Below are 23442 nucleotides of genomic sequence, written 5' to 3' on the forward strand. Positions count from 1 at the left end.
CTTTTTGCTCCTTTTTGGAGCAAAAAGCCGGTTTTTCAGAATAAAACGCACCGAAAGCACCCCTTTTCAAGGTGTGGAAATGCCTGTCGGACGAGTTGCACCTTCTTCAGAAAAAATTCGGGTTGCACCTGGTTGCACCCGAATTGTCCTACAGCTACTCTTGGCGCCAGCTTAGGCCACAGCCGTGGCAATAACGAGGATAAGAAATGGCGACGACCACCCTTGGGGTCAAACTCGACGACCCGACCCGTGAGCGACTCAAAGCAGCTGCGCAGTCCATTGACCGCACGCCGCACTGGTTGATCAAGCAAGCGATCTTCAACTATCTGGAGAAGCTCGAGGGTGGTGCCACCCTGACCGAACTCAACGGTCATGTCAGCAACCTGGCCGATGATGCCGGTGAAGTCCAGGCCGACCACAGCCACCAGTGCTTCCTCGAATTCGCCGAGAGCATCCTGCCGCAGTCGGTACTGCGCTCGGCGATCACTGCCGCCTACCGCCGCCCCGAGCAGGAAGTGGTGCCGATGCTGCTGGAGCAGGCACGCCTGAGCGCGCCATTGGCCGAAGCCACCAACAAGCTGGCAGCCGGCATCGCCGAAAAACTGCGCAACCAGAAGAGCGCTGGCGGCCGTGCCGGCATCGTCCAGGGCCTGTTGCAGGAGTTCTCGCTGTCGTCCCAGGAAGGCGTGGCACTGATGTGCCTGGCCGAAGCGCTGCTGCGCATCCCTGACAAGGGCACCCGCGACGCGCTGATCCGCGACAAGATCAGCACCGGCAACTGGCAGCCGCACCTGGGCAACAGCCCGTCGCTGTTCGTCAACGCCGCTACCTGGGGCCTGCTGCTGACCGGCAAGCTGGTCAGCACCCATAACGAATCCGGCCTCACCTCCTCGCTCACCCGCATCATCGGCAAGAGCGGCGAGCCGATGATCCGCAAGGGCGTCGACATGGCCATGCGCCTGATGGGCGAGCAGTTCGTCACCGGTGAAACCATCGCCGAAGCCCTGGCCAACGCCAGCCGCTTCGAGGCCAAGGGTTTCCGCTATTCCTACGACATGCTCGGCGAAGCCGCGCTGACCGAACACGACGCGCAGAAGTACCTGGCGTCCTACGAGCAGGCCATCCACTCGATTGGCAAGGCCTCCCATGGCCGCGGCATCTATGAAGGCCCAGGTATCTCGATCAAGCTGTCGGCACTGCACCCACGCTACAGCCGTGCCCAGTACGAGCGCGTGATGGAAGAGCTGTACCCGCGCCTGCTGTCGCTGACCCTGCTGGCCAAGCAGTACGACATCGGCCTGAACATCGACGCTGAAGAGGCCGACCGCCTGGAGCTGTCGCTCGACCTGCTCGAGCGCCTGTGCTTCGAACCTTCGCTGGCGGGCTGGAACGGCATCGGTTTCGTCATCCAGGCCTACCAGAAGCGCTGCCCGTACGTGATCGACTACGTCATCGACCTGGCCAAGCGCAGCCGCCACCGCCTGATGATCCGCCTGGTTAAAGGCGCCTACTGGGACAGCGAGATCAAGCGTGCCCAGGTCGAAGGCCTGGAAGGCTACCCGGTGTACACTCGCAAGGTGTACACCGACGTGTCCTACGTTGCCTGCGCCCGCAAGCTGCTGGCCGTACCAGAAGCCATCTACCCGCAGTTCGCCACCCACAACGCCCACACCCTGTCGGCCATCTACCACATCGCCGGGCAGAACTATTACCCGGGGCAGTACGAGTTCCAGTGCCTGCACGGCATGGGTGAGCCGCTGTATGAGCAAGTGGTCGGCAAGATTGCCGATGGCAAGCTGAACCGCCCGTGCCGCGTCTATGCGCCGGTCGGCACCCACGAAACACTGCTGGCCTACCTGGTACGCCGCCTGCTGGAAAACGGCGCCAACACCTCGTTCGTCAACCGCATCGCCGACCACTCCATCTCCATCCAGGAACTGGTCGCCGACCCGGTCGCCAGCATCGAGCGCATGGGCACCCAGGAAGGCAGCATCGGCCTGCCGCACCCACGCATCCCGCTGCCGCGCGACTTGTATGGCAACGAGCGGGCCAACTCGGCCGGCATCGACATGGCCAACGAACACCGCCTGGCGTCGCTGTCCTGCGCCATGCTGGCCACCGCTCACAACGACTGGAAAGCCGCCCCGCTGCTGGCCTGCGCCGCCAGCGATAGCGCTGCCGTGCCGGTGCTGAACCCGGCCGACCTTCGCGATGTGGTGGGCCATGTGCAGGAGGCCACCGTCGCCGATGTCGACAACGCCATCCAGTGTGCACTGAACGCCGCACCGATCTGGCAGGCCACCCCACCCGCCGAACGTGCCGCCATTCTGGAGCGCACCGCCGACCTGATGGAGGCCGAGATCCAACCGCTGATGGGCCTGCTCATCCGCGAAGCCGGCAAAACCTTCGCCAACGCCATCGCAGAGGTGCGTGAAGCCGTGGACTTCCTGCGCTACTACGCGGTGCAGGCACGCAACGACTTCAGCAACGACGCCCACCGCCCGCTGGGCCCGGTGGTGTGCATCAGCCCATGGAACTTCCCGCTGGCGATCTTCACCGGCCAGGTGGCCGCAGCCCTGGCTGCCGGCAACCCGGTACTGGCCAAGCCCGCCGAGCAAACCCCGCTGATCGCCGCCCAGGCCGTGCGCCTGCTGCTGGAAGCCGGCATCCCCGAGGGCGTGCTGCAGTTGCTGCCAGGCCGCGGTGAAACCGTCGGTGCTGGCCTGGTCGGTGACGAGCGCGTCAAAGGCGTGATGTTCACCGGCTCCACCGAAGTCGCCCGCCTGCTGCAGCGCAACGTCGCCGGTCGCCTGGACAACCAGGGCCGCCCGATCCCGCTGATCGCCGAAACCGGTGGCCAGAACGCGATGATCGTCGACTCCTCGGCACTGACCGAGCAGGTGGTGATCGACGTGGTTTCCTCGGCCTTCGACAGCGCTGGCCAGCGTTGCTCGGCCCTGCGCGTACTGTGCCTGCAGGAAGACTCCGCCGACCGCGTGATCGAAATGCTCAAGGGCGCCATGGCCGAAAGCCGCCTGGGCTGCCCGGACCGCCTGGCCGTGGACATTGGCCCGGTGATCGACGCCGAAGCCAAGGCCGGCATCGAGAAGCACATCCAGGGCATGCGTGAAAAAGGCCGCTCGGTCTATCAGGTTGCCATTGCCGATGCTGCCGAGATCAAGCGCGGCACCTTCGTCATGCCAACCCTGATCGAGCTGGACAGCTTCGACGAGCTCAAGCGTGAAATCTTCGGCCCGGTACTGCACGTGGTGCGCTACAACCGCCGCAACCTGGACCAGCTGATCGAGCAGATCAACAACTCTGGCTATGGCCTGACCCTCGGCGTGCACACCCGCATCGACGAGACCATCGCCAAGGTGGTGGAAACCGCCAATGCCGGCAACATGTACGTAAACCGCAATATTGTCGGTGCGGTGGTGGGCGTGCAGCCGTTCGGCGGTGAAGGCCTGTCCGGCACCGGCCCGAAAGCAGGCGGCCCGCTGTACCTGTACCGCCTGCTGTCGACCCGCCCGGCCGACGCGATTGGCCGCCACTTCCAGCAGCAGGACGGCGAAGGCAAGCCAGACCGCACCCTGCACGAACAGCTGATCAAGCCGCTGCATGGTCTGAAGGCCTGGGCCGAGAGCAACCAGCTGGCTGACCTGGCTGCGCTGTGCGACCAGTTCGCCAGCCAGTCGCAAAGCGGTATCGCCCGCCTGCTGCCAGGCCCGACCGGCGAGCGCAACAGCTACACCATCCTGCCGCGCGAGCACGTGCTGTGCCTGGCGGACAACGAAGCCGACCTGCTGGCGCAACTGGCTGCGGTACTGGCCGTTGGCAGCTCGGCGGTGTGGGCTGACAGCGAACCGGGCAAGGCCCTGCGTGCCCGCCTGCCGCGTGAGCTGCAGGCCAAGGTCAAGCTGGTGGCGGACTGGAACAAGGATGACGTGGCGTTCGACGCCGTGATCCACCATGGCGACTCGGACCAGCTGCGCAGCGTGTGCCAGCAGGTGGCCAAGCGCGCCGGGGCGATCGTCGGTGTGCACGGGCTGTCCAGCGGGGATCACCAGATTGCGCTGGAGCGGTTGGTGATTGAGCGGGCGGTGAGTGTGAATACTGCGGCGGCGGGTGGTAACGCCAGCCTGATGACCATTGGCTGAGGCTGAGGGTTGTTGAAGAAAAGGGAGGGCTTAGGCTCTCCCTTTTTTATGGGCGGTTGTCTTGAGATAGGGTTGGGCTGACGGGTGCTCGCCACAGCATTATCTGCGCCTGTGAGACCGAGCGCCGCCCGCGCGGCGCATCGCGACGCAAGGCCGCTCCTACATTTGTTTCGGGCCAGTCTCTCCTGTGCCTATGGCGCGCGTACCCTGGGGGCATGGCTGGAGATCGATAAGAGCGACTGCGCCCCCTTCAATACCGCATGGAACAAACAAGGCGGACAGCGGTGGCCTAACAGGATGAACTGGCCCGAAACAAATGTAGGAGCGGCCTTGCGTCGCGATGCGCCGCGCGGGCGGCGCTCGGTCTCACAGGCGCAGAAACCATCAAGGCAAGCACCTGTATGCCCCACCCGTTCTAAACCCATATCACCCAAACCTATTAACCTCCCCCCACACCACCCGGTTCCCTACACTCGCAGCATCCCGCCTCAGGACCGCCCCCATGCCCGAGACCCTGCTCAGCCCTCGTAACCTGGCCTTCGAGCTCTACGAAGTACTCGACGCCGAAGCCCTCACCCAGCGCCCGCGTTTCGCCGAGCACAGCCGTGAAACCTTCGACGCGGCACTGACCACCGCCCGCACCATCGCCGAAAAGTACTTCGCCCCGCACAACCGCAAGGCCGACGAGAACGAGCCGCGCTACGTGGATGGTCGCGCGGAGCTGATCACCGAGGTGAAGCCTGCCGTCGACGCCTTCCTCGAAGCCGGCTTTCTCAACACCAACCGGGACTTCGAGGTGGGTGGCATGCAGCTGCCCAGCCTGGTGTCGCAGGCCTGCTTCGCCCACTTCCAGGCCGCCAACGCCGGCACCACGGCCTACCCATTCCTGACCATGGGCGCAGCCAACCTGATCGAGAGTTTCGGCACAGAGGAACAGAAGCGCCTGTTCCTGCAACCGATGATCGAGGGCCGCTACTTCGGTACCATGGCGCTGACCGAGCCCCACGCCGGCTCGTCTCTGGCCGACATCCGCACCCGCGCCGAACCTGCACCCGACGGCAGCTACCGGCTCAAAGGCAACAAGATCTTCATCTCCGGTGGCGACCACGAACTGTCGGAAAACATCGTGCACATGGTGCTGGCCAAGCTGCCGGACGCCCCGCCCGGGGTGAAGGGCATCTCGCTGTTCATCGTGCCGAAATATCTGGTGAACCCGGACGGCAGCCGTGGCTCGCGCAATGACGTGCTGCTGGCCGGGTTGTTCCACAAGATGGGCTGGCGCGGCACTACCTCCACCGCGCTGAACTTCGGCGACAACGGCCAGTGCGTCGGCTACCTGGTCGGCCAGCCACACCAGGGCCTGGCCTGCATGTTCCAGATGATGAACGAGGCGCGTATCGGCGTCGGCATGGGTGCAGTGATGCTAGGTTACGCCGGCTACCTTTACTCGTTGGAATACGCCCGACAGCGTCCGCAGGGCCGGCTACCGGACAACAAAGACCCACACAGCCAAGCGGTGCCGATCATCGAACATAGCGATGTAAAGCGCATGCTGCTGGCCCAGAAGGCTTACGTGGAAGGTGCCTTTGACCTGGGCCTGTATGCCGCCCGTCTATTCGACGATACCCACACCGCCAGCGAAGAAAGCACCCGCCAGCAGACTCAGGAACTGCTCGACCTGCTGACTCCGATCGTCAAGTCGTGGCCGTCGACGTTCTGCCTCAAGGCCAACGAACTGGCGATCCAGATTCTCGGCGGCCACGGCTACACCCGCGAATATCCGGTGGAACAGTATTACCGCGACAACCGCCTGAACCCGATTCACGAAGGCACCGAGGGTATTCAGTCGCTCGACTTGCTTGGCCGCAAGCTGGCGCAAAACAATGGCGCCGGGCTCAAACAACTCATCCGCCTGATCGCCAACACCGGCGAGCGCGCCAGCCACCACCCCAACCTCGACCCACTGCGCCAGCCACTGGAACAACTGGTCAACCGCCTGCAAAGCGTAACGCTGGCCCTGCTCGGCGACCTGGCACAAGGCAAAGTCGCTGGCGCCTTGGCCAACTCGGCCCTGTACCTCAAGGCCTTCGGCCACTGCGTTATCGGCTGGCGCTGGCTGGAGCAGGCGATTCACGCCGAGCTTGGTTTGCTAAAGGGCAACGCTGCCGACCGCACCTTCTACCTCGGCAAGCTCCAGGCCGCACGTTATTTCCTGACCTGGGAAGTACCGGGCTGCCATAATGAGCTGGCATTGCTAGAGGCGCGCGACAACACCTGCCTCACCATGCAGGACGAGTGGTTCTAAGGGGGAGCCACCGTGTACACGGAGGCTTTTGCATGTTCGATTCCAGCGCCCTGCTGCGCCAGCGCTTTGCCGCGCTGCGCAGTACGGCCGAGTTGTTTTCCCTGCGCCATGTGAAACAGTCGCACCAGGCGCTTTCAGTTCGGCGCAACGTTGCCGAACCACCGTTCTTCAGCCAGGACGAAGGCGCCATGCTCACCGTGCGGGTCAACGGCGTGGAGGCCTATGCGGCCACCGCCGACCTGTCCCAGGCCGGCCTGCAACGCGCACTGGAGCAAGCCGAGGCACTGGCCCGGCAGATCGCTCCGCACAGCCTGCTGGACCTGCGCGAGCAGCCAGTGACCAGTGCTCGTCACGACCATCTCTCACCCCATTTCGACCAGCCCGTACCTAGCCTCGCCGACTGCCTTGGCCTGCTGGCTGCCGAATCGGCCAGCGTGCCCAAGGACAGCCGCCTAGTGGACTGGCAGGCCAGCCTGGGCCTGAGCCTGGTCGAGCAAACCTACCTGAACTCGGCCGGCGCCGAGCTACGCCATGCCCAGCGTTTCCTGTTCCCAGGCCTGGGTGTGACCGCCAGCGACGGCCAGGATAGCCAAAGCCGCAGCCTGGGCCGCGACAACTTCGGCCAACAGGGCGGTTTCGAGATCATCGAGCGCTGCGGGCTGGTCGGCGCCGCCCGGCAGGTCGCCGACGAGGCACTGCAACTGCTGATGGCCCCCAACACCCCAAGCGGCCCGCGCGACCTGCTGCTGATGCCGGACCAGATGATGCTGCAGATCCACGAGTCCATCGGCCACCCGTTGGAGATGGACCGCATCCTCGGCGACGAGCGCAACTACGCCGGCACCAGCTTCGTCAAAGCCAGCGACTTCGGCCACCTGCAATACGGTTCCAGCCTATTGAACGTGACCTTCGACCCGACCATCGGCGAAGAGCTGGCCAGCTACAGCTTTGATGATGACGGCACCCCGGCCAGCAAGCAGTTCCTGATCCGCGACGGCCTGCTGCTGCGCCCACTGGGCGGCGCGCTGTCGCAGTTCCGCTCTGGCCTGGACGGCGTGGCCAACAGCCGCGCCTGTGGCTGGAACCGTGCCCCGATCGACCGCATGGCCAACCTCAACATCGAACCGGGCGACCAAAGCCTGCAGCAGCTGATCCAGGGCATCGAGCACGGCATCCTGATGCGTACCAACCGTTCCTGGTCCATCGACGATGCGCGCAACAAGTTCCAGTTCGGCTGCGAATGGGGCCAACTGATCGAAAATGGCGAGCTGAAGGGCATCGTCAAGAACCCCAACTACCGTGGCATCTCCGCGCAGTTCTGGCTCAACCTGTCGGCCGTCGGCGACCGCAGCACCTTCCAGGTACTGGGCACGCCCAACTGCGGCAAGGGCGAACCCAACCAGGTGGTGCGGGTCGGCCATGCCTCGCCGGCCTGCGTGTTCCGCCAGATCGACGTATTCGGAGGAGACGCCTGATGCAACATGCTTTCGAAACCCTGGTCGGGGATGTGCGCGCCGCCCTGCAAGCAGGCGAACAGTTCACCCTCGGCTACAGCGCCGAACAGTCGCAATTCGTGCGTTTCAACCACGCCAAGGTGCGCCAGGCCGGCGAAGTGAGCCAGGCCAGCGCTCAACTGCGGCTGGTGCGCGATGGCCGCCAGGCGGAACAGCAAGTGACCTTGAGTGGCGACGTGCAGCTGGACCGCCAGCGCCTGGCCGATGCTTTGGCGCAATTGCGCCAGACCCTGCCGCTGTTAGCTCTCGACCCCTACCTGCGCCTGGACGAAAGCGCCTGGCAAAGCCACAGCCTGCAGGAACAACCACTGCCGGAGCTGGACGAAGTGCTGGCCTTGCTCGACAGCGAGGCAGGTGACCTGGACCTGGTAGGCATCTACGCCGCAGGCCCTATCTGCCGAGGCTTTGCCAGTTCGTTCGGGGCCTTTGGCTGGCACCAGGCCAACAGTTTCAACTTCGACTGGAGCCTGTTCCACGAAAACGGCCAGGCGGTGAAGGCCAACTATGCCGGCCAGCTGTGGAGCGCAGACGACTTCATCGCACGCCTGCGCCAGGCACGTGAACAACTGGGCTTCCTCGGTCGCCCGGCGATCACCCTCAAACCGGGAAGCTACCGCGCCTACCTGGCCCCGGCAGCCATGGACGAGATCGCCGGCATGCTCTGCTGGGGCGGTTTTTCCGCGCAGGCCCTGGCCACTGGCAACAGCGCCCTGCAGCGCTTGTACAACGGCGATGCACGGCTGAGCCCGCTGGTGAGTTTCACCGAGCAGGTCAGCGGGTCGCTAAGCCCGGCGTTTTCCGACGAAGGTGCGCCGCGCCTGGATGTGCCGTTGATCCAGCAGGGCCAGGCCCAGCAGCGATTGATCAGTGCGCGCAGTGCGGCCGAGTTCGAGCTGCTGGCCAATGGCGCCGACAGCTACGAGTCGCCCTGTGCGCTCAGCCTGGCACCGGGTAACCTGGCCAGCGAGCAGGTCCTTGAGCGACTGGGTACTGGGCTGTACATCAGTAACCTGTGGTACCTGAACTACTCTGACCTTCCGGCAGCGCGGATGACCGGTTTGACCCGATTCGCCACTTTCTGGGTGGAAAACGGGCAGATCCAGGGGCCGGTAAGTACCATGCGTTTCGATGACAGCCTGTACAGCCTGCTCGGCAGCCAGCTGGAGGACCTGACCCAGGCGCGCGAAATGATCCTGTCGACCAGTACCTATGGACAGCGCAGTACCGGGTCGAGTCATTTGCCGGGGGCACTGGTCAAAGGCCTGACCCTGACATTGTGATAGGCATTAGCGGCCTCTTCGCGGGCAAGCCCGCTCCTACAGGGAACGCACAATCCTTGTAGGAGCGGGCTTGCCCGCGAAGAGGCCGGCACTGACAAACGAGGAAGTCATGCCCGAACGCACCCCGCTGGACCCCGTCACCGCCCGCTGGATCCCCTGGGTGGTAGCCATCGCCTTCTTCATGCAGTCCCTGGACGGCACTATCCTCAACACCGCGCTGCCGGCCATGGCCCGCTCGCTGGCCGAAGACCCGCTGCGCATGCAGGGCGTGATCATCGCCTACATGCTCACCGTGGCCCTGCTGATCCCTGCTTCGGGCTGGATCGCCGACCGCTTTGGCACCAAACGCATCTTCTTCAGCGCCATCCTGCTGTTCAGCTTCGGTTCGCTGCTGTGCGCCGCCGCCAACAGCCTGGGCTTCCTGATCTTCGCCCGCGTCGTGCAGGGCCTGGGCGGTGCGCTGATGCTGCCGGTTGGGCGGCTGGTGGTGCTGCGTGCTTACCCGCGCAGCGAACTGGTGCGGATCATGAGCTTCATCACCATCCCCGGCCTGCTGGGGCCATTGCTGGGCCCCACGGTCGGTGGCTGGCTGGTGGAAATCCTCAGCTGGCACTGGATCTTCCTGCTCAACCTGCCGGTTGGCCTGATCGGCTGCATTGCAGTATGGAAGTTCATCCCGGACCTGCGCGGGGCCGAGCGAACCTCGTTCGACGGCCCCGGCTTCCTGTTGTTCGGCGCGGCGATGGTGCTGATCACCATCGCCATGGAAGGCCTGGGCGAGTTGCACCTGCCGCACTTGCGGGTCATGTTGCTGCTGTTCGCCGGTATGGCCTGCCTTGCCGCCTACTGGCTGCGCGCCGGGCGCGACCCGGAGCCACTGTTCTCGCCCAGCCTGTTCCGCGTGCGTACCTTCGCCATCGGCATCCTCGGCAACCTGTTCGCCCGCCTGGGCAGCGGCGCCCTGCCCTTCCTGGTGCCATTACTGTTGCAGGTGGCGCTGGGCTACTCTCCGGCGCAGGCTGGCATGAGCATGATCCCGCTGGCGGCGGCGGCCATGCTTGCCAAGTCCATCGCCAGGCCGCTGATCGAGCGGTTCGGCTACCGCATCATCCTCACCGGCAACACGTTGCTGCTGGGCCTGCTGCTGGCCAGCCTCGGCCTGGTCGACGAGCAAACGCCCTACGCCGTGCTGTTGATCCAGCTGGGCCTGCTCGGCGCTGTCAACTCGATGCAGTTCACGGCCATGAACACAGTAACCCTGATCGACCTGGACGACGCCAGCGCCAGCAGCGGCAACAGCCTGCTGTCGGTGGTCGCGCAACTGGCGTTGAGCCTGGGCGTGGCCTGCGCCGGCGCACTGCTCGGCGGCTTTACCGCAGCGGGCAGTGCCGAGGGCGTGGAAAGCACCCTGGGCGCCTTCCAGCTGACCTTCGTCACCATCGGCATCATGGCCATGCTGGCGGCGGCGATCTTCCTGCAACTGGCGCCGACGGACGGAAGGCGTGCCCGTCGTCCGGAACAACACATGGAACCATAGGGCGAATGGCCACGAGGCTGGTAGACTGTGCGGCATTTTTCGCTTCGCAACGCAGGCCCGCCTCGTGACCACCGAATCCACCGCCTTTGCCACTCTGCCGTTGTCCGCCGCCATGCTGGCGAACCTGGACGCCCTCGGCTATGCCTCGATGACGCCGATCCAGGCCCAGAGCCTGCCAGTCATCCTCAAAGGCCAGGACCTGATCGCCCAGGCCAAGACCGGCAGTGGCAAGACCGCTGCCTTCGGCATCGGCCTGCTCAACCCGATCAACCCGCGCTACTTCGGCTGCCAGGCACTGGTGCTGTGCCCTACCCGCGAGCTTGCCGACCAGGTGGCCAAGGAACTGCGCCGCCTGGCCCGCGCCGAGGACAACATCAAGATCCTCACCCTGTGCGGCGGCGTTTCGCTGGGCCCGCAAATCGCTTCGCTGGAGCACGGTGCGCACATCATCGTCGGCACCCCAGGGCGCATCCAGCAACACCTGGACAAAGGCACCCTGGTGCTCGATGGCCTCAACACCCTGGTACTCGACGAAGCCGACCGCATGCTCGACATGGGCTTCTTCGATGCCATCGCCAGCATCATCGGCAAGACCCCGGCGCGCCGCCAGACCCTGCTGTTCTCGGCCACTTACCCGGCTGGCATCAAGCAGCTGGCCGCCGACTTCATGCGCAACCCGCAGCAAGTCAAGGTCGAGAGCCTGCACACCGACAACCAGATCGAGCAGCGCTTCATCGAGATCGACCCGCAGCACCGCCTGGAGGCCGTCACCCGCGTGCTCGGCCACTACCGCCCGCAGTCCTGCGTGGCGTTCTGCTTCACCAAGCAGCAGTGCGAGGATGTGGTTGCCCACCTGACCGCCAAGGGCATCGTCGCCCAGGCCCTGCACGGCGACCTGGAGCAACGTGACCGCGACCAGGTGCTGACCATGTTCGCCAACCGCAGCAGCTCGGTGCTGGTGGCGACCGACGTGGCCGCGCGTGGCCTGGACATCGATGGCCTGGACATGGTCATCAACGTGGAACTGGCACGTGATGCGGAAATCCACGTGCACCGCGTGGGCCGTACTGGCCGTGCCGGCGAGAAGGGGATCGCGGTCAGCCTGGTGGCACCGGCCGAAGGCCACCGTGCCCAGGCCATCGAAGACCTGCAGAAAAGCCCACTGCGCTGGGACTCGCTGGACAGCCTGAAGAACAAGGGTGGCGAACCACTGCTGCCGGTGATGACCACGCTGTGCATTGCCGCTGGCCGCAAGGACAAGCTGCGCCCTGGCGACATTCTCGGTGCGCTGACCGGTGATGCCGGGATCCCAGGCAAGCAGGTGGGCAAGATCGCCATCTTCGACTTCCAGGCGTTCGTGGCCGTGGAGCGGGCGTTGGCCAAACAGGCCATGCAGCGGCTGAACAGCGGCAAGATCAAGGGTCGCGCCCTGAAAGTCCGCATTATCTAAAGCCAGGCAAGGTCCCTGTGGGAGCGGGTTTACCCGCGAATTCGATGGTGCGTGCACCGCCCTATTCGCGGGTAAACCCGCTCCCACAGGTTCGGCGTAGCCATTACGAATCCAGATAGGTTTATACCGTGCACTCCACCGACGTGATCATCCTCGGCGCCGGCGCCGCCGGCCTGATGTGCGCCCAGCTCAGCGCCCGCCGTGGCCGCCGGGTACTGCTGCTCGACCACGCCAACAAGCCAGGCAAGAAGATCCTCATGTCCGGCGGCGGGCGCTGCAACTTCACCAACATGTACACCGAGCCAGCCAACTTCCTGTCGCAGAATGCGCACTTCTGTAAGTCGGCCCTGGCCCGCTACACCCAGTGGGACTTCATCGAGCTGGTGTGCAAACACGGCGTGGCGTACCACGAGAAGAAACTTGGCCAGCTGTTCTGCGACAACAAGGCCAGCGACATCCTCGACATGCTGCTGGCCGAATGCGACGAGGCCGGCGCCGAGATCCGCATGCACACCAGCATCGAACAGATCGAGAAGACCGAAAACGGCTACCTGCTGCAGACCAACGGCGGCCAGTTCGCCTGCCAGTCGCTGGTGATCGCCACGGGCGGCCTGTCGATTCCCACCCTGGGCGCCACCGGCTTCGGCTACCAAGTGGCGCGCCAGTTCGGCCACACGCTGCTGCCGACCCGCGCCGGGCTGGTGCCGTTCACCATCACCGAGCCCCAACTCAAGGCACTGTGCACCGAGTTGTCCGGCACCTCACTGGATTGCACCGCCAGCTGCAACGGCACCAGCTTCCGCGAGAACCTGCTGTTCACCCACCGCGGCCTGAGCGGCCCGGCAATCCTGCAGATCTCGTCGTTCTGGGAAGCCGGCGACACGGTCGAGATCAACCTGCTGCCCGACCGCGATGCGCTGACCTGGCTGCAGCAAATGCAGGCCGAACGCGCCAACGCCGAACTGAAGACCGTGCTGGGCGAAGTGTTCACCCGCAAGCTGGCCAACCTGCTGGCCGAGCAGTGGTTCGAGTCCAAGCCGATGAAGCAGTACACCCCAGCAGAGCTGGCGCAAATCGCCGAAAAGCTGGCGAACTGGCAAGTGGTGCCGGCCGGCACCGAAGGCTATCGCACCGCCGAAGTGACCTTGGGCGGCGTCGATACCCGCGAAGTGTCGTCCAAGACCATGGAGTCGCTGAAAAGCCCTGGGTTGTACTTCATCGGCGAAGTGCTGGACGTCACCGGCCACCTGGGCGGTTTCAACTTCCAGTGGGCCTGGGCATCGGCCAACGCCGCAGCGCAGTTCGTGTAGAGTAGAATCCATTCAGCAGCACGGAACGCTTCTTGCTGGCCCGTGCTGCATTGCATTCTTCGCTCACTGCCTAGCAGGCCATCATGTCATCGAGCTCGTTCCGTCAGTCACTGCGTCGCCTGTGGGGCCAAGACAAGTTCAGCTACAGCATCCGGGTCACCATCGCCCTCACCGGCAGCCTGGCCCTGTGCTGGTACCAGAACGAGATGGCCCTGCTGATTCCGCTGTTCCTCGGCATCATCGCCAGCGCCCTGGCCGAAACCGACGACAGCTGGCAAGGCCGCCTTAGCGCCTTGGCCGTTACCCTGGTGTGTTTCGCCATCGCTGCGCTGGCGGTCGAACTACTGTTCCCCTACCCCTGGGTCTTTGCCATCGCCCTGGCCCTGGCGGCGTTTGGCCTGACCATGCTTGGCGCCTTGGGCGAGCGCTATGGTGCGATTGCCTCGGCGACACTGATCACGGCGGTTTACACCATGATCGGTGTGGACCAGCGCGGCGGCCAAGTGACGGACTTCTGGCACGAGCCGCTGCTGCTGGTGGCGGGTGCGGCCTGGTACGGGCTGCTTTCAGTACTTTGGCAGGCGCTGTTTTCCAACCAGCCGGTGCAGCAGAGCCTGGCCAAGCTGTTCTACGAACTGGGCAGCTACCTCAAGCTGAAGGCCAGCCTGTTCGAACCGATCCGCACCCTCGACGTCGAGGCCCGGCGCCTGGAGCTGGCCCAACAGAATGGCAAGGTGGTGGCCGCGCTGAACGCAGCCAAGGAAATCATCCTGCACCGGGTGGGCAACAGCCAACCGAACTCGAAGGTCAGCCGTTACCTCAAGCTGTACTTCCTGGCCCAGGACATTCACGAACGGGTCAGTGCCTCGCACTACCCCTACAACGCACTGACCGAGGCGTTTTTCCACAGTGACGTGATGTTCCGCTGCCAGCGCCTGCTGCGTAAGCAGGGTTCATCCTGCCAGGAGCTGGCCCGCTCGATCCGCCTGCGCCAGCCATTCGTGCTGGCAAGCGGTTATCCCGAAGCCCTCGAGGACCTCAACGCTTCACTTGAGCACCTGCGTATCCAGAGCAACCCGGCCTGGCGTGGCCTGTTGCGCTCGCTGCGGGCGCTGGCCGCCAACCTGGCAACGCTGGACCGCCAGCTCAGTGCCGCCAGCAACCCTGACAGCCTGGCCGACGCCAGCGACAGCAGCCTGCTCGACCGCTCGCCACGCTCGCTGAAGGATGTGTGGACGCGCCTGCGCACCCAGCTCACACCGACCTCGTTGCTGTTCCGCCACGCCTTGCGCCTGCCGCTGGCGCTGTCGATCGGCTACGGCATGGTGCACCTGATTCACCCGACCCAGGGCTACTGGATCATCCTCACCACGCTGTTCGTGTGCCAGCCCAACTACGGTGCAACCCGGCGCAAGCTGGTGCAGCGCATCTTCGGTACCGCTGTCGGCCTGACGGTGGGCTGGGCCTTGTTCGACCTGTTCCCCAACCCGGTCATCCAGTCGCTGTTCGCCGTGGTCGCCGGGGTGGTGTTCTTCGTCAACCGCACCACCCGCTACACCTTGGCCACGGCCGCGATCACCTTGATGGTGCTGTTCTGCTTCAACCAGATCGGCGATGGCTACGGCCTGTTCCTGCCACGCCTGTTCGATACCCTGGTGGGCAGCCTGATCGCCATCCTTGCGGTGTTCCTGTTCTTGCCTGACTGGCAAGGGCGGCGGTTGAACAAGGCGCTGGCCAATACCCTGGCCTGCGCCAGCGTGTACCTGCGCCAAATCATGCAGCAGTATGCCCATGGCAAGCGTGACGACCTGGCTTACCGCCTGGCCCGGCGCAATGCTCACAACGCCGACGCGGCACTGTCCACCACCTTGGCCAACATGCTGATGGAGCCGGGACATTTCCGTAAGGAGGCCGACGTTGGCTTCCGCTTCCTGGTGCTGTCGCACACCTTGCTCAGCTACCTCTCGGGGCTGGGCGCGCACCGCGACACGGCGTTGCCGGCGCAGGTGCAGGAGCAGTTGATCGAAGGTGCCGGGCAAAGCCTGGCCAGCAGCCTGGACGAGATCGCCAACGGTTTGGCGGCGCGGCTGCCGATCGCGATTCACAGTGATGCCGAAGAAGCACTGGCCAATGCCCTGGAGCAAATGCCGGAAGAACTGGATGAGCATCAGCGGCTGGTGCAGACGCAGTTGGCATTGATCTGCCGGCAGTTGGGGCCATTGAGGACCTTGGCGGCGCACCTGATCAAGGAAGATGCGCCGGCCTGATTTTGCTCGATAAGCCGGTGCGGGCCTCAGAAGTCAAAAGCCATGTTGGCGCAGCAGCCGGGCATAGCTGCCATCGGCCTTCATCGCCGCAATCGCCTGCTCGAAACGCTCGACGATTCGCTGATGCTCCGGGTGCTTCAGGCTGACCAGGATGTGCAGGGTGTTTTCCCCCAACGGCGGCTCCACCAGCATCACCCCATCACGCACGTCCTGCGGCTCGCGCTGCAGGTTGTAACGCGCCACGTACTCGTCCTCCACCGCCAGGTTCACCCGCCCTGCCGCCAGCATGCGCACCGCGGAAGAGAAGTTGCGCACCGGCACCTTGTGCAGGCGAGTATCGCCGTCGAATTCTGGTGAGTAGGCGTAATCACGCACCACGGCGATGCTGTAGGGGTACAAGTCAGACTGGTGCTTGTAGTGGAACGCTTCGCCCTTGCGCTGCAGCAGGCGAATGCGGTTACTCAGATAGGCTTTGGAAAATTGCCCGATGTTGGCGCGTGAGTCGTTGTACCAGGCATTGATCAGCACGTCGTAGCGCCCTTCACCAACCCCCAGCAACGCCCGCGCCCACGGCACTTCTTCATAGCCGCTGGCGTAGCCGGCACGGGCCAATGCCGTGGTGACGATGCTGGTCGCCAGGCCGCCACCCGCCATGTTGGCATCGGTGAACGGTGGCCAGTTGTCGGCCACCAGGCGTAGCCTGTCGTGACCCGGGGCGGGTGTTGCCAGCATCATTGCCAGTAATCCCAGAACACAAAGCAGTGGCCGCATGCTCACGTCCTTTCGCAATGGGGGGCGCACACTGCCGATGAGATTACACAAAGCCGTTGCCGAGGGCAGCGGCCAATAGTGTCATTTAGCCTCTATTTTGGCCGAAGCACAGATGACGTGCGATGATCGACAGCCCATTCAAGGAGTTCGCCAATGTCCATCGACTGGCTCTGCAAGCACCACACCGACCTCGGCAAGGACCAGCTCTATGCCATTTTGCAATTGCGCACCGAAGTGTTCGTGGTCGAGCAGCGTTGCGCGTACCAGGAAGTCGATGGCCAGGACCTGAGCGGCGATACCTTGCACCTGATGGCCTGGCAGGAAGACAAGCTAGTGGCCTACCTGCGGCTGCTCGACCCGCAGTCACAGGGCGGGGACGTGGTGATCGGGCGCGTGGTGACTGCACCCGAGGCACGTGGGCAAAAGCTGGGGCACCCGTTGCTGCTCAAAGGCCTGGAAGCGGCAGAACATTGCTGGCCGGGAGTACCGGTATACCTGTCAGCGCAGGCTCATTTGCAGGGGTTTTATGCCCGCCATGGGTTTGAGGTGGTGGGCGAGGAATACCTGGAAGACGACATTCCGCATATCGGCATGCGCAAGGGTTGAGCCAACCGTGTGGGAGCGGCCCCCTTTCGCGACACAAGGCCGCTCCCACAGGGCACTGCAGCCGCCCGCTTGATCAGGGGTAACCCAGCACTTCGCGGATCTGCCGCAGGTGCCGGATGATCCACTGCTTGTCGATCGCCCCCCACTCATGGATGCGGTAATGCCCGGCGTGGTTGCGTGCGCCTTCCAGCTGCTCGAACTCGCAGACGATGTCCAGGTCGGCCAGGGCGGCGATGGTGTCCTGGGCTGTGCGCCGGGGCATGCCGGTGGCCTCCATCAGGGCGGGCACGCTGGTCGCGGTCTGGCTGTCGATCAGCCAGGCCACGTATAGGCGCCGGTAGAAGCTGCTCTTGGTCTTGCTCACTTCCATGCTGCATGTTCCTTAGAGGTTGCCCGGCAGCTCCCGGTAGGTCAGGTAGACGCGCAGGTCGAATTCCAGTTGGTGATAGTCCGGCTCCATGTGCTGGCAGAGCTGGTAGAACGCCTTGTTGTGATCGCGCTCGCGCAGGTGCGCCAGCTCGTGCACCACGATCATGCGCAAGAACTGTGGCGCGGCCTCCTTGAACAAGGAAGCAATGCGGATTTCCTTCTTCGCCTTGAGCTTGCCGCCCTGCACCCGGGACACTGCCGTGTTCAGGCCCAGGGCACGGTGGGTCAGGTCGAGGCGGCTGTCGAACAGCACCTTGTCCAGGCCCGGCGCGCTGCGCAGGTACTGCTGGCGCAGATCCTGGGCATAGCCGTACAGCGCCTTGTCGCTTTGCACGTCATGGCGGTCGGGATAGCGGCGCTGCAGGTACTCACCCAGGCGGTCACTGTCGATCATCTGCCGCACCTGCTGCTGCAGGTGCGGCGGGTAGGCTTGCAAGTAACGTAATACGGTCATGGCGCTGTAGTCGGCGTAACGAATGCCGATTCTAGCCAATCATGGCCCTGGCCAGGAGAAAATCGCCGGGAAGCCGCTGGCGTCCGCGGCAGTCATCGGATAAGCCACCAGGAAACCCTGAACGTATTCACAACCATTGGCTTTGAGCCAGGCCACCTGTGCCGGGGTTTCCACACCCTCGGCGATCACCGTGATGCTGTAGTCGGCACACAGCCCGATAACGCTGCGCACCAGGGCGGCATCCACTGCCGAGTCGGGCAAGCGCGCTACCAGGTGACGGTCGAGTTTCAAGGTGTCGATCGGCAAGTCACGCAGCATGCGCAGCGAACAGTCGCCCGCACCAAAGTCATCCAGGGCCACCCGCACGCCAAGCTCGCGCAAGCGGTGTATCTGTTTGACGGCCGCATCGATGTTGTACATCAGCGAGGTTTCCGCCACCTCCACCTCCAGCTGCGCCGGGACAAGCTGGTAAAGCTGGATGACCCGCTGCAGCTCTTCGACCAGGCCTGGCATCACGAACTGCGCGCGGCTCAAGCTGATGCCAAGCACAAGGTCTGCCGGAAAGCGTTCGTACCAGGCCTGCCGCTGGGCCGCGCCCTGGCGGTAGATCCAGCTGGCCAGGCGGTTGATCAACCGCGCCTCCTCCAGCAACGGGATGAACAGCCCCGGCGGCACATCGCCAACACTGGGGTGCTGCCAGCGCAGCAAGGCTTCGAACCCTCGCAGACGGCCATCGTTGAAGGAGACCTGCGGCTGGTACACCAAGGTGAAGTCTTGCTGCTCGATGGCCGTGCGCACACCGTCCTCAAGCATCAACCGCGAGCGCGCCCTGCCATTGAGTTCCTGATCGTAGAAGCGATATTGCTGGCGGCCGGCCCGCTTGGCCGCGTACATCGCGGCATCGGCTGCGCGTAGCAGGCCTTCTACATTGGCGCCGCAGTCCGGGTAGGTGGCGATGCCGATGCTCACCCCAAGGCATACGTCGAGCCCGTCTACCTCATGGCTGATGGAAACACGCTCGAGCAGCCGTTCGGCATAACGCCCGGCCTGCTCCGGGTAAGGCAAGCTGTCGAACAGTGCGGTGAACTCATCCCCGCCCATGCGCGCCAGCAAAGCCTCACTGCCCAGGCAGTCCTTGAGCTGCTCGGCCACCCAGCGCAGCACCCGGTCGCCCGCATCATGGCCAAGCGAGTCGTTGATACGCTTGAAGCCGTCCAGGTCCATGTACATCAACGCCTGCGCCTTGTCCGAGCGCTCGTTGCGCAACAGCGCACCTTCGGCGGCCTGATAGAAACCGCGACGGTTGAGCAGACCGGTGAGCGGGTCGGTAATGGCCTGGTACTCCAGTTGCTGGTGCAGGTTGCGCACCACCGACATGTCCAGCACGGTCACCACCATGGCCTGCTGGTCGACGGGCAACGGTGCGCAGGACAGCGCCACCGGCACCAGTTCGCCCCCCTGTGTGCGTAGTTGGGCATCGTGTATACGGAAAATCTGGCGCCCCAGATAGGCCTGGTAGAAGTCCGATTCGCGCCACAGGCTGGCACTGGCCAGTTGCATCAGGTCGAGCAGGTGGGCGCCCTGCAGCTGCTGCACCGGGGACGACAGCAAGCGCGAGATGGCCGGGTTGGCAAAACTGATGGTGCCTTCGGCATCTACCACCAGGATGCCTTCGGCGGCATTTTCCAGGATCGACGCGTTGAAGGCCCTGGCCGCTTCCAGCTCACGGCTCAGCCGCTGCAGCATGCGACGGTTGCGCTGCTGGTCGAGCAGCGCCTGAACCTTGGGTTTGAGAATCTGCGGGTCGAACGGTTTGAACATGTAGTCCACGGCGCCGCTGGCGTAGCCTTTGAGCACGGCCGCTTCGGACTGTTCGTTGGCGGTGAGGAAAATGATCGGGGTCAGCCGGGTGCGTTGGCTGCCGCGCATCAGCCGGGCAACCTCAAAACCGTCCATTTCCGGCATCTGTACATCCAGCAGCACCAGGTCGACTTCGTGTTCAAGCAACGCACTCAAGGCTTCCATCCCCGAGCTTGCCGTCAACACTTGCCAATCCTGCCGGGCCAGCAAGGCCCGCATGCTGATCAGGTTCTCGGGGTAGTCGTCTACTACCAGAAGAACCGAGCTGCCATCCAGTGGCTGTGGTTGAGGGTGAGCGCCATCCATGCTGCTTCTCTGTTATGTGACCGACTTCAAAATACGGTTGGATCCATCAATACTCTAGACCCGAGGCTGTAACGCGCAATGCAATCAGAACGCTATCAGTGGCTCAACTGTACGGTAGCCGACTAACGGTCGGTCTGCCGAAATTATGCGCAGGCTTTCTTTGCCCATAAAAAAACCCGCATCGCTGCGGGTTTTTCAGGGCTGCCTGTCGATCAGTTGACCTTGGCGGCCAGCTCACCTTTCAGGTAACGCTGATACATGCCTTCCAGGGAGATCGGCTTGATCTTCGAGGCATTGCCAGCGGTGCCGAAGGCTTCGTAACGGGCGATGCACACGTCACGCATGGCCTTGACGGTTTCACCGAAGAACTTGCGCGGGTCAAACTCGCTCGGGTTGGTCGCCATCAGGCGGCGCATGGCACCGGTAGAGGCCAGACGCAGGTCGGTATCGATGTTGACCTTGCGCACGCCGTACTTGATGCCTTCGACGATCTCTTCGACCGGTACACCGTAGGTTTCCTTGATGTCGCCGCCGTACTGGTTGATGATCGCCAGCCACTCTTGCGGTACCGAGGACGAACCGTGCATCACCAGGTGGGTGTTGGGGATGCGCTTGTGAATTTCCTTGATGCGGTCGATGGCCAGCACGTCACCGGTAGGTGGCTTGGTGAACTTGTAGGCACCGTGGCTGGTACCGATGGCAATCGCCAGGGCGTCGACCTGGGTCTTCTTGACGAAGTCGGCGGCCTCTTCCGGGTCGGTCAGCATCTGGCTGTGGTCCAGCACGCCTTCGGCGCCGATACCGTCTTCTTCACCGGCCATGCCGGTTTCCAGCGAACCCAGGCAGCCCAGCTCGCCTTCTACCGAAACGCCGCAGGCGTGCGCCATGGCAACGGTCTGCTGGGTAACGCGGACGTTGTACTCGTAGTCGGTCGGGGTCTTGCCGTCTTCACCCAGCGAGCCGTCCATCATCACCGAGCTGAAGCCCAGCTGGATCGAACGTTGGCAGACGTCAGGGCTGGTGCCGTGGTCCTGGTGCATGCACACCGGGATATGCGGGAACTCTTCGATGGCAGCCAGGATCAGGTGGCGCAGGAACGGGGCGCCGGCGTATTTGCGGGCACCGGCCGAAGCCTGGACGATCACGGGGGAATCGGTCTTGTCGGCCGCTTCCATGATGGCGCGCATCTGCTCGAGGTTGTTGACGTTGAAAGCTGGTACGCCGTAACCGAACTCGGCGGCGTGGTCCAGCATCTGGCGCATGCTAATGAGTGCCATTGTGTATCTCTCTCCCGACAAGCGTCGTTTGTTTCGTGCAAGCCTGCCGCAGGGGCGGTTGCTGTTCAAGTAGTGTGGGCCACCCTCGCGGCCCGGCCAGTCACGGTGCCTTGCAGCCCCGCCCAATCAGATCGTTGGTTGCCACCCAGTACACCAGGCCTTCTTCGCCCTTGGTGTGGAAGGCCAGCATGCCATCGCTGTACAGCGCACCCGAAGCACCCGGCTCGGACTTGAGCCGGTAGACCTGGTCACCGCCGCCAAGGCGCACGTCGACCTGGTCGCGTTGTGCATCGGCGAAGCGCCACAGCACTTCGGCCTGGGTGTCGCAGACCCAACGGGTCCAGTTGTCTGCCGGGGCGGGTTGCGCCGGCTGCAGCAGTGAGCATCCTGCCAGTGTCGCCAGGGCCGTCACGGCCAAAAGCGCTTTCATTGCATATCCTCTAGCTGACCACACAGCGGCCGCTTGGTTGCCTGAGCCGACGAAACGCCGGGTTCAAGGGCAGCCTGGTGCCTTGCGCTGGTGGTCTTCGTCGTACTTTTCCAGGCCTTCCGGGCCCACGCGCTTGCTGATGACCGGCACGGTTTCGGCCTGCCACTCGGACTGGTAGCACCCGCCCTTGGGCGGGTGCGCCGGGTCGCCATCGGAGGCCGGGCTACCCGAGCAGGCGCTCAGCAGGCCAGCCAGCATCATCACAGGCAACTGCTTGACCATCAGGCCACTCCCTTTGCCAAGCGCCGACGTCATCAGGCCTTGGCCCGCTCTTCCAGGATTGCCACCGCTGGCAGAACCTTGCCTTCGACGAATTCGAGGAAGGCACCACCCCCGGTAGAAATGTAGGAGATTTCCTTGCTGACGCCATATTTGTCGATGGCTGCCAGGGTGTCACCGCCACCGGCGATGGAAAACGCGGCGCTGTCGGCAATGGCTTTGGCCAGCACCTTGGTGCCGTTGCCGAACTGGTCGAACTCGAACACGCCGACCGGGCCGTTCCACAGGATGGTCTTCGACGACTTCAGCAGTTCGGCGAAGTTGGCTGCGGTTTGCGGGCCGATGTCCAGGATCATGTCGTCGGCGGCAACGTCGGCGATGGCCTTGACGGTGGCTTCGGCGGTTTCAGCGAATTCCTTGGCGACCACCACGTCGACTGGCAGCGGTACGCTGACCTTGGCAGCGATGGCTTTTGCAGTATCGACCAGGTCCGGCTCGTACAGCGACTTACCCACCGGGTGCCCAGCAGCGGCCAGGAAGGTGTTGGCAATACCGCCGCCGACGATCAGCTGGTCGCAGACGCTGCTCAGGCTGTTCAGCACGTCCAGCTTGGTGGAAACCTTGGAGCCGGCAACGATGGCCGCCATCGGTTTGGCCGGGGCCTTCAGGGCCTTGCCCAGGGCATCCAGCTCGGCCGCCAGCAGCGGGCCAGCAGCAGCGACTTTGGCGAACTTGGCTACGCCATGGGTCGAACCTTCGGCGCGGTGCGCGGTGCCGAAAGCGTCCATGACGAACACATCGCACAGGGCGGCGTATTTCTGCGCCAGCTCGTCGGCGTTCTTTTTCTCGCCCTTGTTGAAGCGCACGTTCTCGAACAGCACCAGCTCACCGGCCTGTACCGAGACACCGTCCAGGTAGTCGGCAACCAGCGGCACATCACGGCCCAGGGCCTTGCTCAGGTAGTCGGCAACCGGCTTGAGGCTGTTCTCGGCAGAGAATTCGCCTTCAGTCGGGCGGCCCAGGTGCGAGCAGACCATTACCGCCGCGCCCTTCTCCAGGGCCAGCTTGATGGTCGGCAGCGCTGCCAGGATACGCGCGTCGCTGGCTACCACACCGTCCTTCACAGGCACGTTGAGGTCTTCGCGGATCAGTACGCGCTTACCTTGCAGGTCGAGGTCGGTCATCTTCAACACGGTCATGAATGCAG

17 protein-coding genes are annotated in these 23442 nt (G+C 64.0%); 9 read left to right on the forward strand and 8 right to left on the reverse strand.

Going from position 1 to position 23442, the window contains the following annotated elements; translation table 11 throughout:
- Positions 1–206 precede the first annotated feature (206 nt).
- From putA to yccS, 8 genes are all read left to right on the forward strand, one after another.
- Positions 207–4160 carry a trifunctional transcriptional regulator/proline dehydrogenase/L-glutamate gamma-semialdehyde dehydrogenase gene (gene putA / locus DM807_RS12100; protein ID WP_012274507.1) on the forward strand — a complete coding sequence of 1318 codons (3954 nt, stop codon included), beginning with the start codon at positions 207–209 and terminating at the stop codon, positions 4158–4160.
- Positions 4161–4662: 502 nt separating this feature from the next.
- A complete protein-coding gene (locus DM807_RS12105) occupies positions 4663–6465 on the forward strand; it encodes an acyl-CoA dehydrogenase (RefSeq protein WP_179027409.1) in 1803 nt (600 codons plus the stop codon).
- Positions 6466–6497: 32 nt separating this feature from the next.
- The gene (locus DM807_RS12110) at positions 6498–7940 is read left to right on the forward strand and encodes a TldD/PmbA family protein (protein ID WP_179027410.1); all 1443 of its coding nucleotides are present in this window, start codon (positions 6498–6500) and stop codon (positions 7938–7940) included.
- Positions 7940–9259 carry a TldD/PmbA family protein gene (locus tag DM807_RS12115; RefSeq protein WP_179027411.1) on the forward strand — a complete coding sequence of 440 codons (1320 nt, stop codon included), beginning with the start codon at positions 7940–7942 and terminating at the stop codon, positions 9257–9259. Before DM807_RS12110 ends, DM807_RS12115 begins: the two co-directional genes overlap by 1 nt.
- A 109-nt stretch (positions 9260–9368) precedes the next feature.
- Positions 9369–10796: a multidrug transporter subunit MdtD gene (gene mdtD / locus DM807_RS12120; protein WP_060494365.1), complete on the forward strand. Its 1428-nt coding sequence runs from the start codon at positions 9369–9371 to the stop codon at positions 10794–10796.
- 112 nt (positions 10797–10908) lie between these two features.
- Positions 10909–12246, forward strand: coding sequence for an ATP-dependent RNA helicase DbpA (gene dbpA, locus DM807_RS12125; RefSeq protein ID WP_238045876.1), 1338 nt, complete (start codon positions 10909–10911; stop codon positions 12244–12246).
- A 128-nt stretch (positions 12247–12374) separates the two neighbouring features.
- The gene (locus tag DM807_RS12130) at positions 12375–13556 is read left to right on the forward strand and encodes a BaiN/RdsA family NAD(P)/FAD-dependent oxidoreductase (protein WP_012274513.1); all 1182 of its coding nucleotides are present in this window, start codon (positions 12375–12377) and stop codon (positions 13554–13556) included.
- Between the two features lie 83 nt (positions 13557–13639).
- Positions 13640–15823, forward strand: a complete 2184-nt coding sequence (gene yccS, locus DM807_RS12135; protein WP_069942945.1) for a YccS family putative transporter — start codon at positions 13640–13642, stop codon at positions 15821–15823.
- Between the two features lie 33 nt (positions 15824–15856).
- On the opposite strand, the gene DM807_RS12140 is transcribed toward yccS, so the two are convergent.
- Positions 15857–16594 (reverse strand): substrate-binding periplasmic protein, encoded by a 738-nt coding sequence (locus tag DM807_RS12140; RefSeq protein WP_012274515.1) that lies wholly within the window; start codon positions 16592–16594, stop codon positions 15857–15859.
- A 153-nt stretch (positions 16595–16747) separates the two neighbouring features.
- On the opposite strand from DM807_RS12140, the gene DM807_RS12145 reads away from it, so the two are divergent.
- Positions 16748–17200, forward strand: a complete 453-nt coding sequence (locus tag DM807_RS12145; protein WP_060494361.1) for a GNAT family N-acetyltransferase — start codon at positions 16748–16750, stop codon at positions 17198–17200.
- A 73-nt stretch (positions 17201–17273) separates the two neighbouring features.
- Here the strand turns inward: DM807_RS12145 and DM807_RS12150 are convergent, their stop codons facing one another.
- The 7 genes from DM807_RS12150 to DM807_RS12180 form a co-directional block, all read right to left on the reverse strand.
- The gene (locus DM807_RS12150) at positions 17274–17570 is read right to left on the reverse strand and encodes a winged helix-turn-helix domain-containing protein (protein WP_012274517.1); all 297 of its coding nucleotides are present in this window, start codon (positions 17568–17570) and stop codon (positions 17274–17276) included.
- Positions 17571–17582: 12 nt separating this feature from the next.
- Positions 17583–18083 carry a M48 metallopeptidase family protein gene (locus DM807_RS12155; protein ID WP_041166610.1) on the reverse strand — a complete coding sequence of 167 codons (501 nt, stop codon included), beginning with the start codon at positions 18081–18083 and terminating at the stop codon, positions 17583–17585.
- A gap of 39 nt (positions 18084–18122) precedes the next feature.
- Positions 18123–20249, reverse strand: coding sequence for a putative bifunctional diguanylate cyclase/phosphodiesterase (locus tag DM807_RS12160; protein WP_179027413.1), 2127 nt, complete (start codon positions 20247–20249; stop codon positions 18123–18125).
- Between the two features lie 212 nt (positions 20250–20461).
- A complete protein-coding gene (gene fba, locus DM807_RS12165; protein ID WP_012274520.1) occupies positions 20462–21526 on the reverse strand; it encodes a class II fructose-bisphosphate aldolase in 1065 nt (354 codons plus the stop codon).
- A gap of 100 nt (positions 21527–21626) precedes the next feature.
- Positions 21627–21956, reverse strand: coding sequence for an MliC family protein (locus tag DM807_RS12170; protein WP_012274521.1), 330 nt, complete (start codon positions 21954–21956; stop codon positions 21627–21629).
- Positions 21957–22019: 63 nt separating this feature from the next.
- Positions 22020–22271, reverse strand: a complete 252-nt coding sequence (locus DM807_RS12175; RefSeq protein WP_016489511.1) for a hypothetical protein — start codon at positions 22269–22271, stop codon at positions 22020–22022.
- Positions 22271–23434: a phosphoglycerate kinase gene (locus DM807_RS12180; protein ID WP_012274523.1), complete on the reverse strand. Its 1164-nt coding sequence runs from the start codon at positions 23432–23434 to the stop codon at positions 22271–22273. The genes DM807_RS12175 and DM807_RS12180 overlap by 1 nt, the downstream gene beginning before the upstream one ends.
- Positions 23435–23442: the final 8 nt, after the last annotated feature.

Source organism: Pseudomonas hunanensis (genome assembly GCF_013393325.1).
GTDB classification, from domain to species: domain Bacteria; phylum Pseudomonadota; class Gammaproteobacteria; order Pseudomonadales; family Pseudomonadaceae; genus Aquipseudomonas; species Aquipseudomonas putida_P.

What these genes read in the sequence shown, in the direction of transcription:
- DM807_RS12105 (WP_179027409.1), top strand. Translation starts at nt 4,663, where the DNA reads ATGCCCGAGACCCTGCTCAGCCCTCGTAACCTGGCCTTCGAGCTCTAC.
- fba (WP_012274520.1), bottom strand. Translation starts at nt 21,526, where the DNA reads ATGGCACTCATTAGCATGCGCCAGATGCTGGACCACGCCGCCGAGTTC.
- DM807_RS12145 (WP_060494361.1), top strand. Translation starts at nt 16,748, where the DNA reads ATGTCCATCGACTGGCTCTGCAAGCACCACACCGACCTCGGCAAGGAC.
- DM807_RS12180 (WP_012274523.1), bottom strand. Translation starts at nt 23,434, where the DNA reads ATGACCGTGTTGAAGATGACCGACCTCGACCTGCAAGGTAAGCGCGTA.
- yccS (WP_069942945.1), top strand. Translation starts at nt 13,640, where the DNA reads ATGTCATCGAGCTCGTTCCGTCAGTCACTGCGTCGCCTGTGGGGCCAA.
- DM807_RS12110 (WP_179027410.1), top strand. Translation starts at nt 6,498, where the DNA reads ATGTTCGATTCCAGCGCCCTGCTGCGCCAGCGCTTTGCCGCGCTGCGC.
- mdtD (WP_060494365.1), top strand. Translation starts at nt 9,369, where the DNA reads ATGCCCGAACGCACCCCGCTGGACCCCGTCACCGCCCGCTGGATCCCC.
- DM807_RS12140 (WP_012274515.1), bottom strand. Translation starts at nt 16,594, where the DNA reads ATGCGGCCACTGCTTTGTGTTCTGGGATTACTGGCAATGATGCTGGCA.
- DM807_RS12115 (WP_179027411.1), top strand. Translation starts at nt 7,940, where the DNA reads ATGCAACATGCTTTCGAAACCCTGGTCGGGGATGTGCGCGCCGCCCTG.
- dbpA (WP_238045876.1), top strand. Translation starts at nt 10,909, where the DNA reads ATGCTGGCGAACCTGGACGCCCTCGGCTATGCCTCGATGACGCCGATC.
- putA (WP_012274507.1), top strand. Translation starts at nt 207, where the DNA reads ATGGCGACGACCACCCTTGGGGTCAAACTCGACGACCCGACCCGTGAG.
- DM807_RS12150 (WP_012274517.1), bottom strand. Translation starts at nt 17,570, where the DNA reads ATGGAAGTGAGCAAGACCAAGAGCAGCTTCTACCGGCGCCTATACGTG.
- DM807_RS12170 (WP_012274521.1), bottom strand. Translation starts at nt 21,956, where the DNA reads ATGAAAGCGCTTTTGGCCGTGACGGCCCTGGCGACACTGGCAGGATGC.
- DM807_RS12155 (WP_041166610.1), bottom strand. Translation starts at nt 18,083, where the DNA reads ATGACCGTATTACGTTACTTGCAAGCCTACCCGCCGCACCTGCAGCAG.
- DM807_RS12175 (WP_016489511.1), bottom strand. Translation starts at nt 22,271, where the DNA reads ATGACGTCGGCGCTTGGCAAAGGGAGTGGCCTGATGGTCAAGCAGTTG.
- DM807_RS12160 (WP_179027413.1), bottom strand. Translation starts at nt 20,249, where the DNA reads ATGGATGGCGCTCACCCTCAACCACAGCCACTGGATGGCAGCTCGGTT.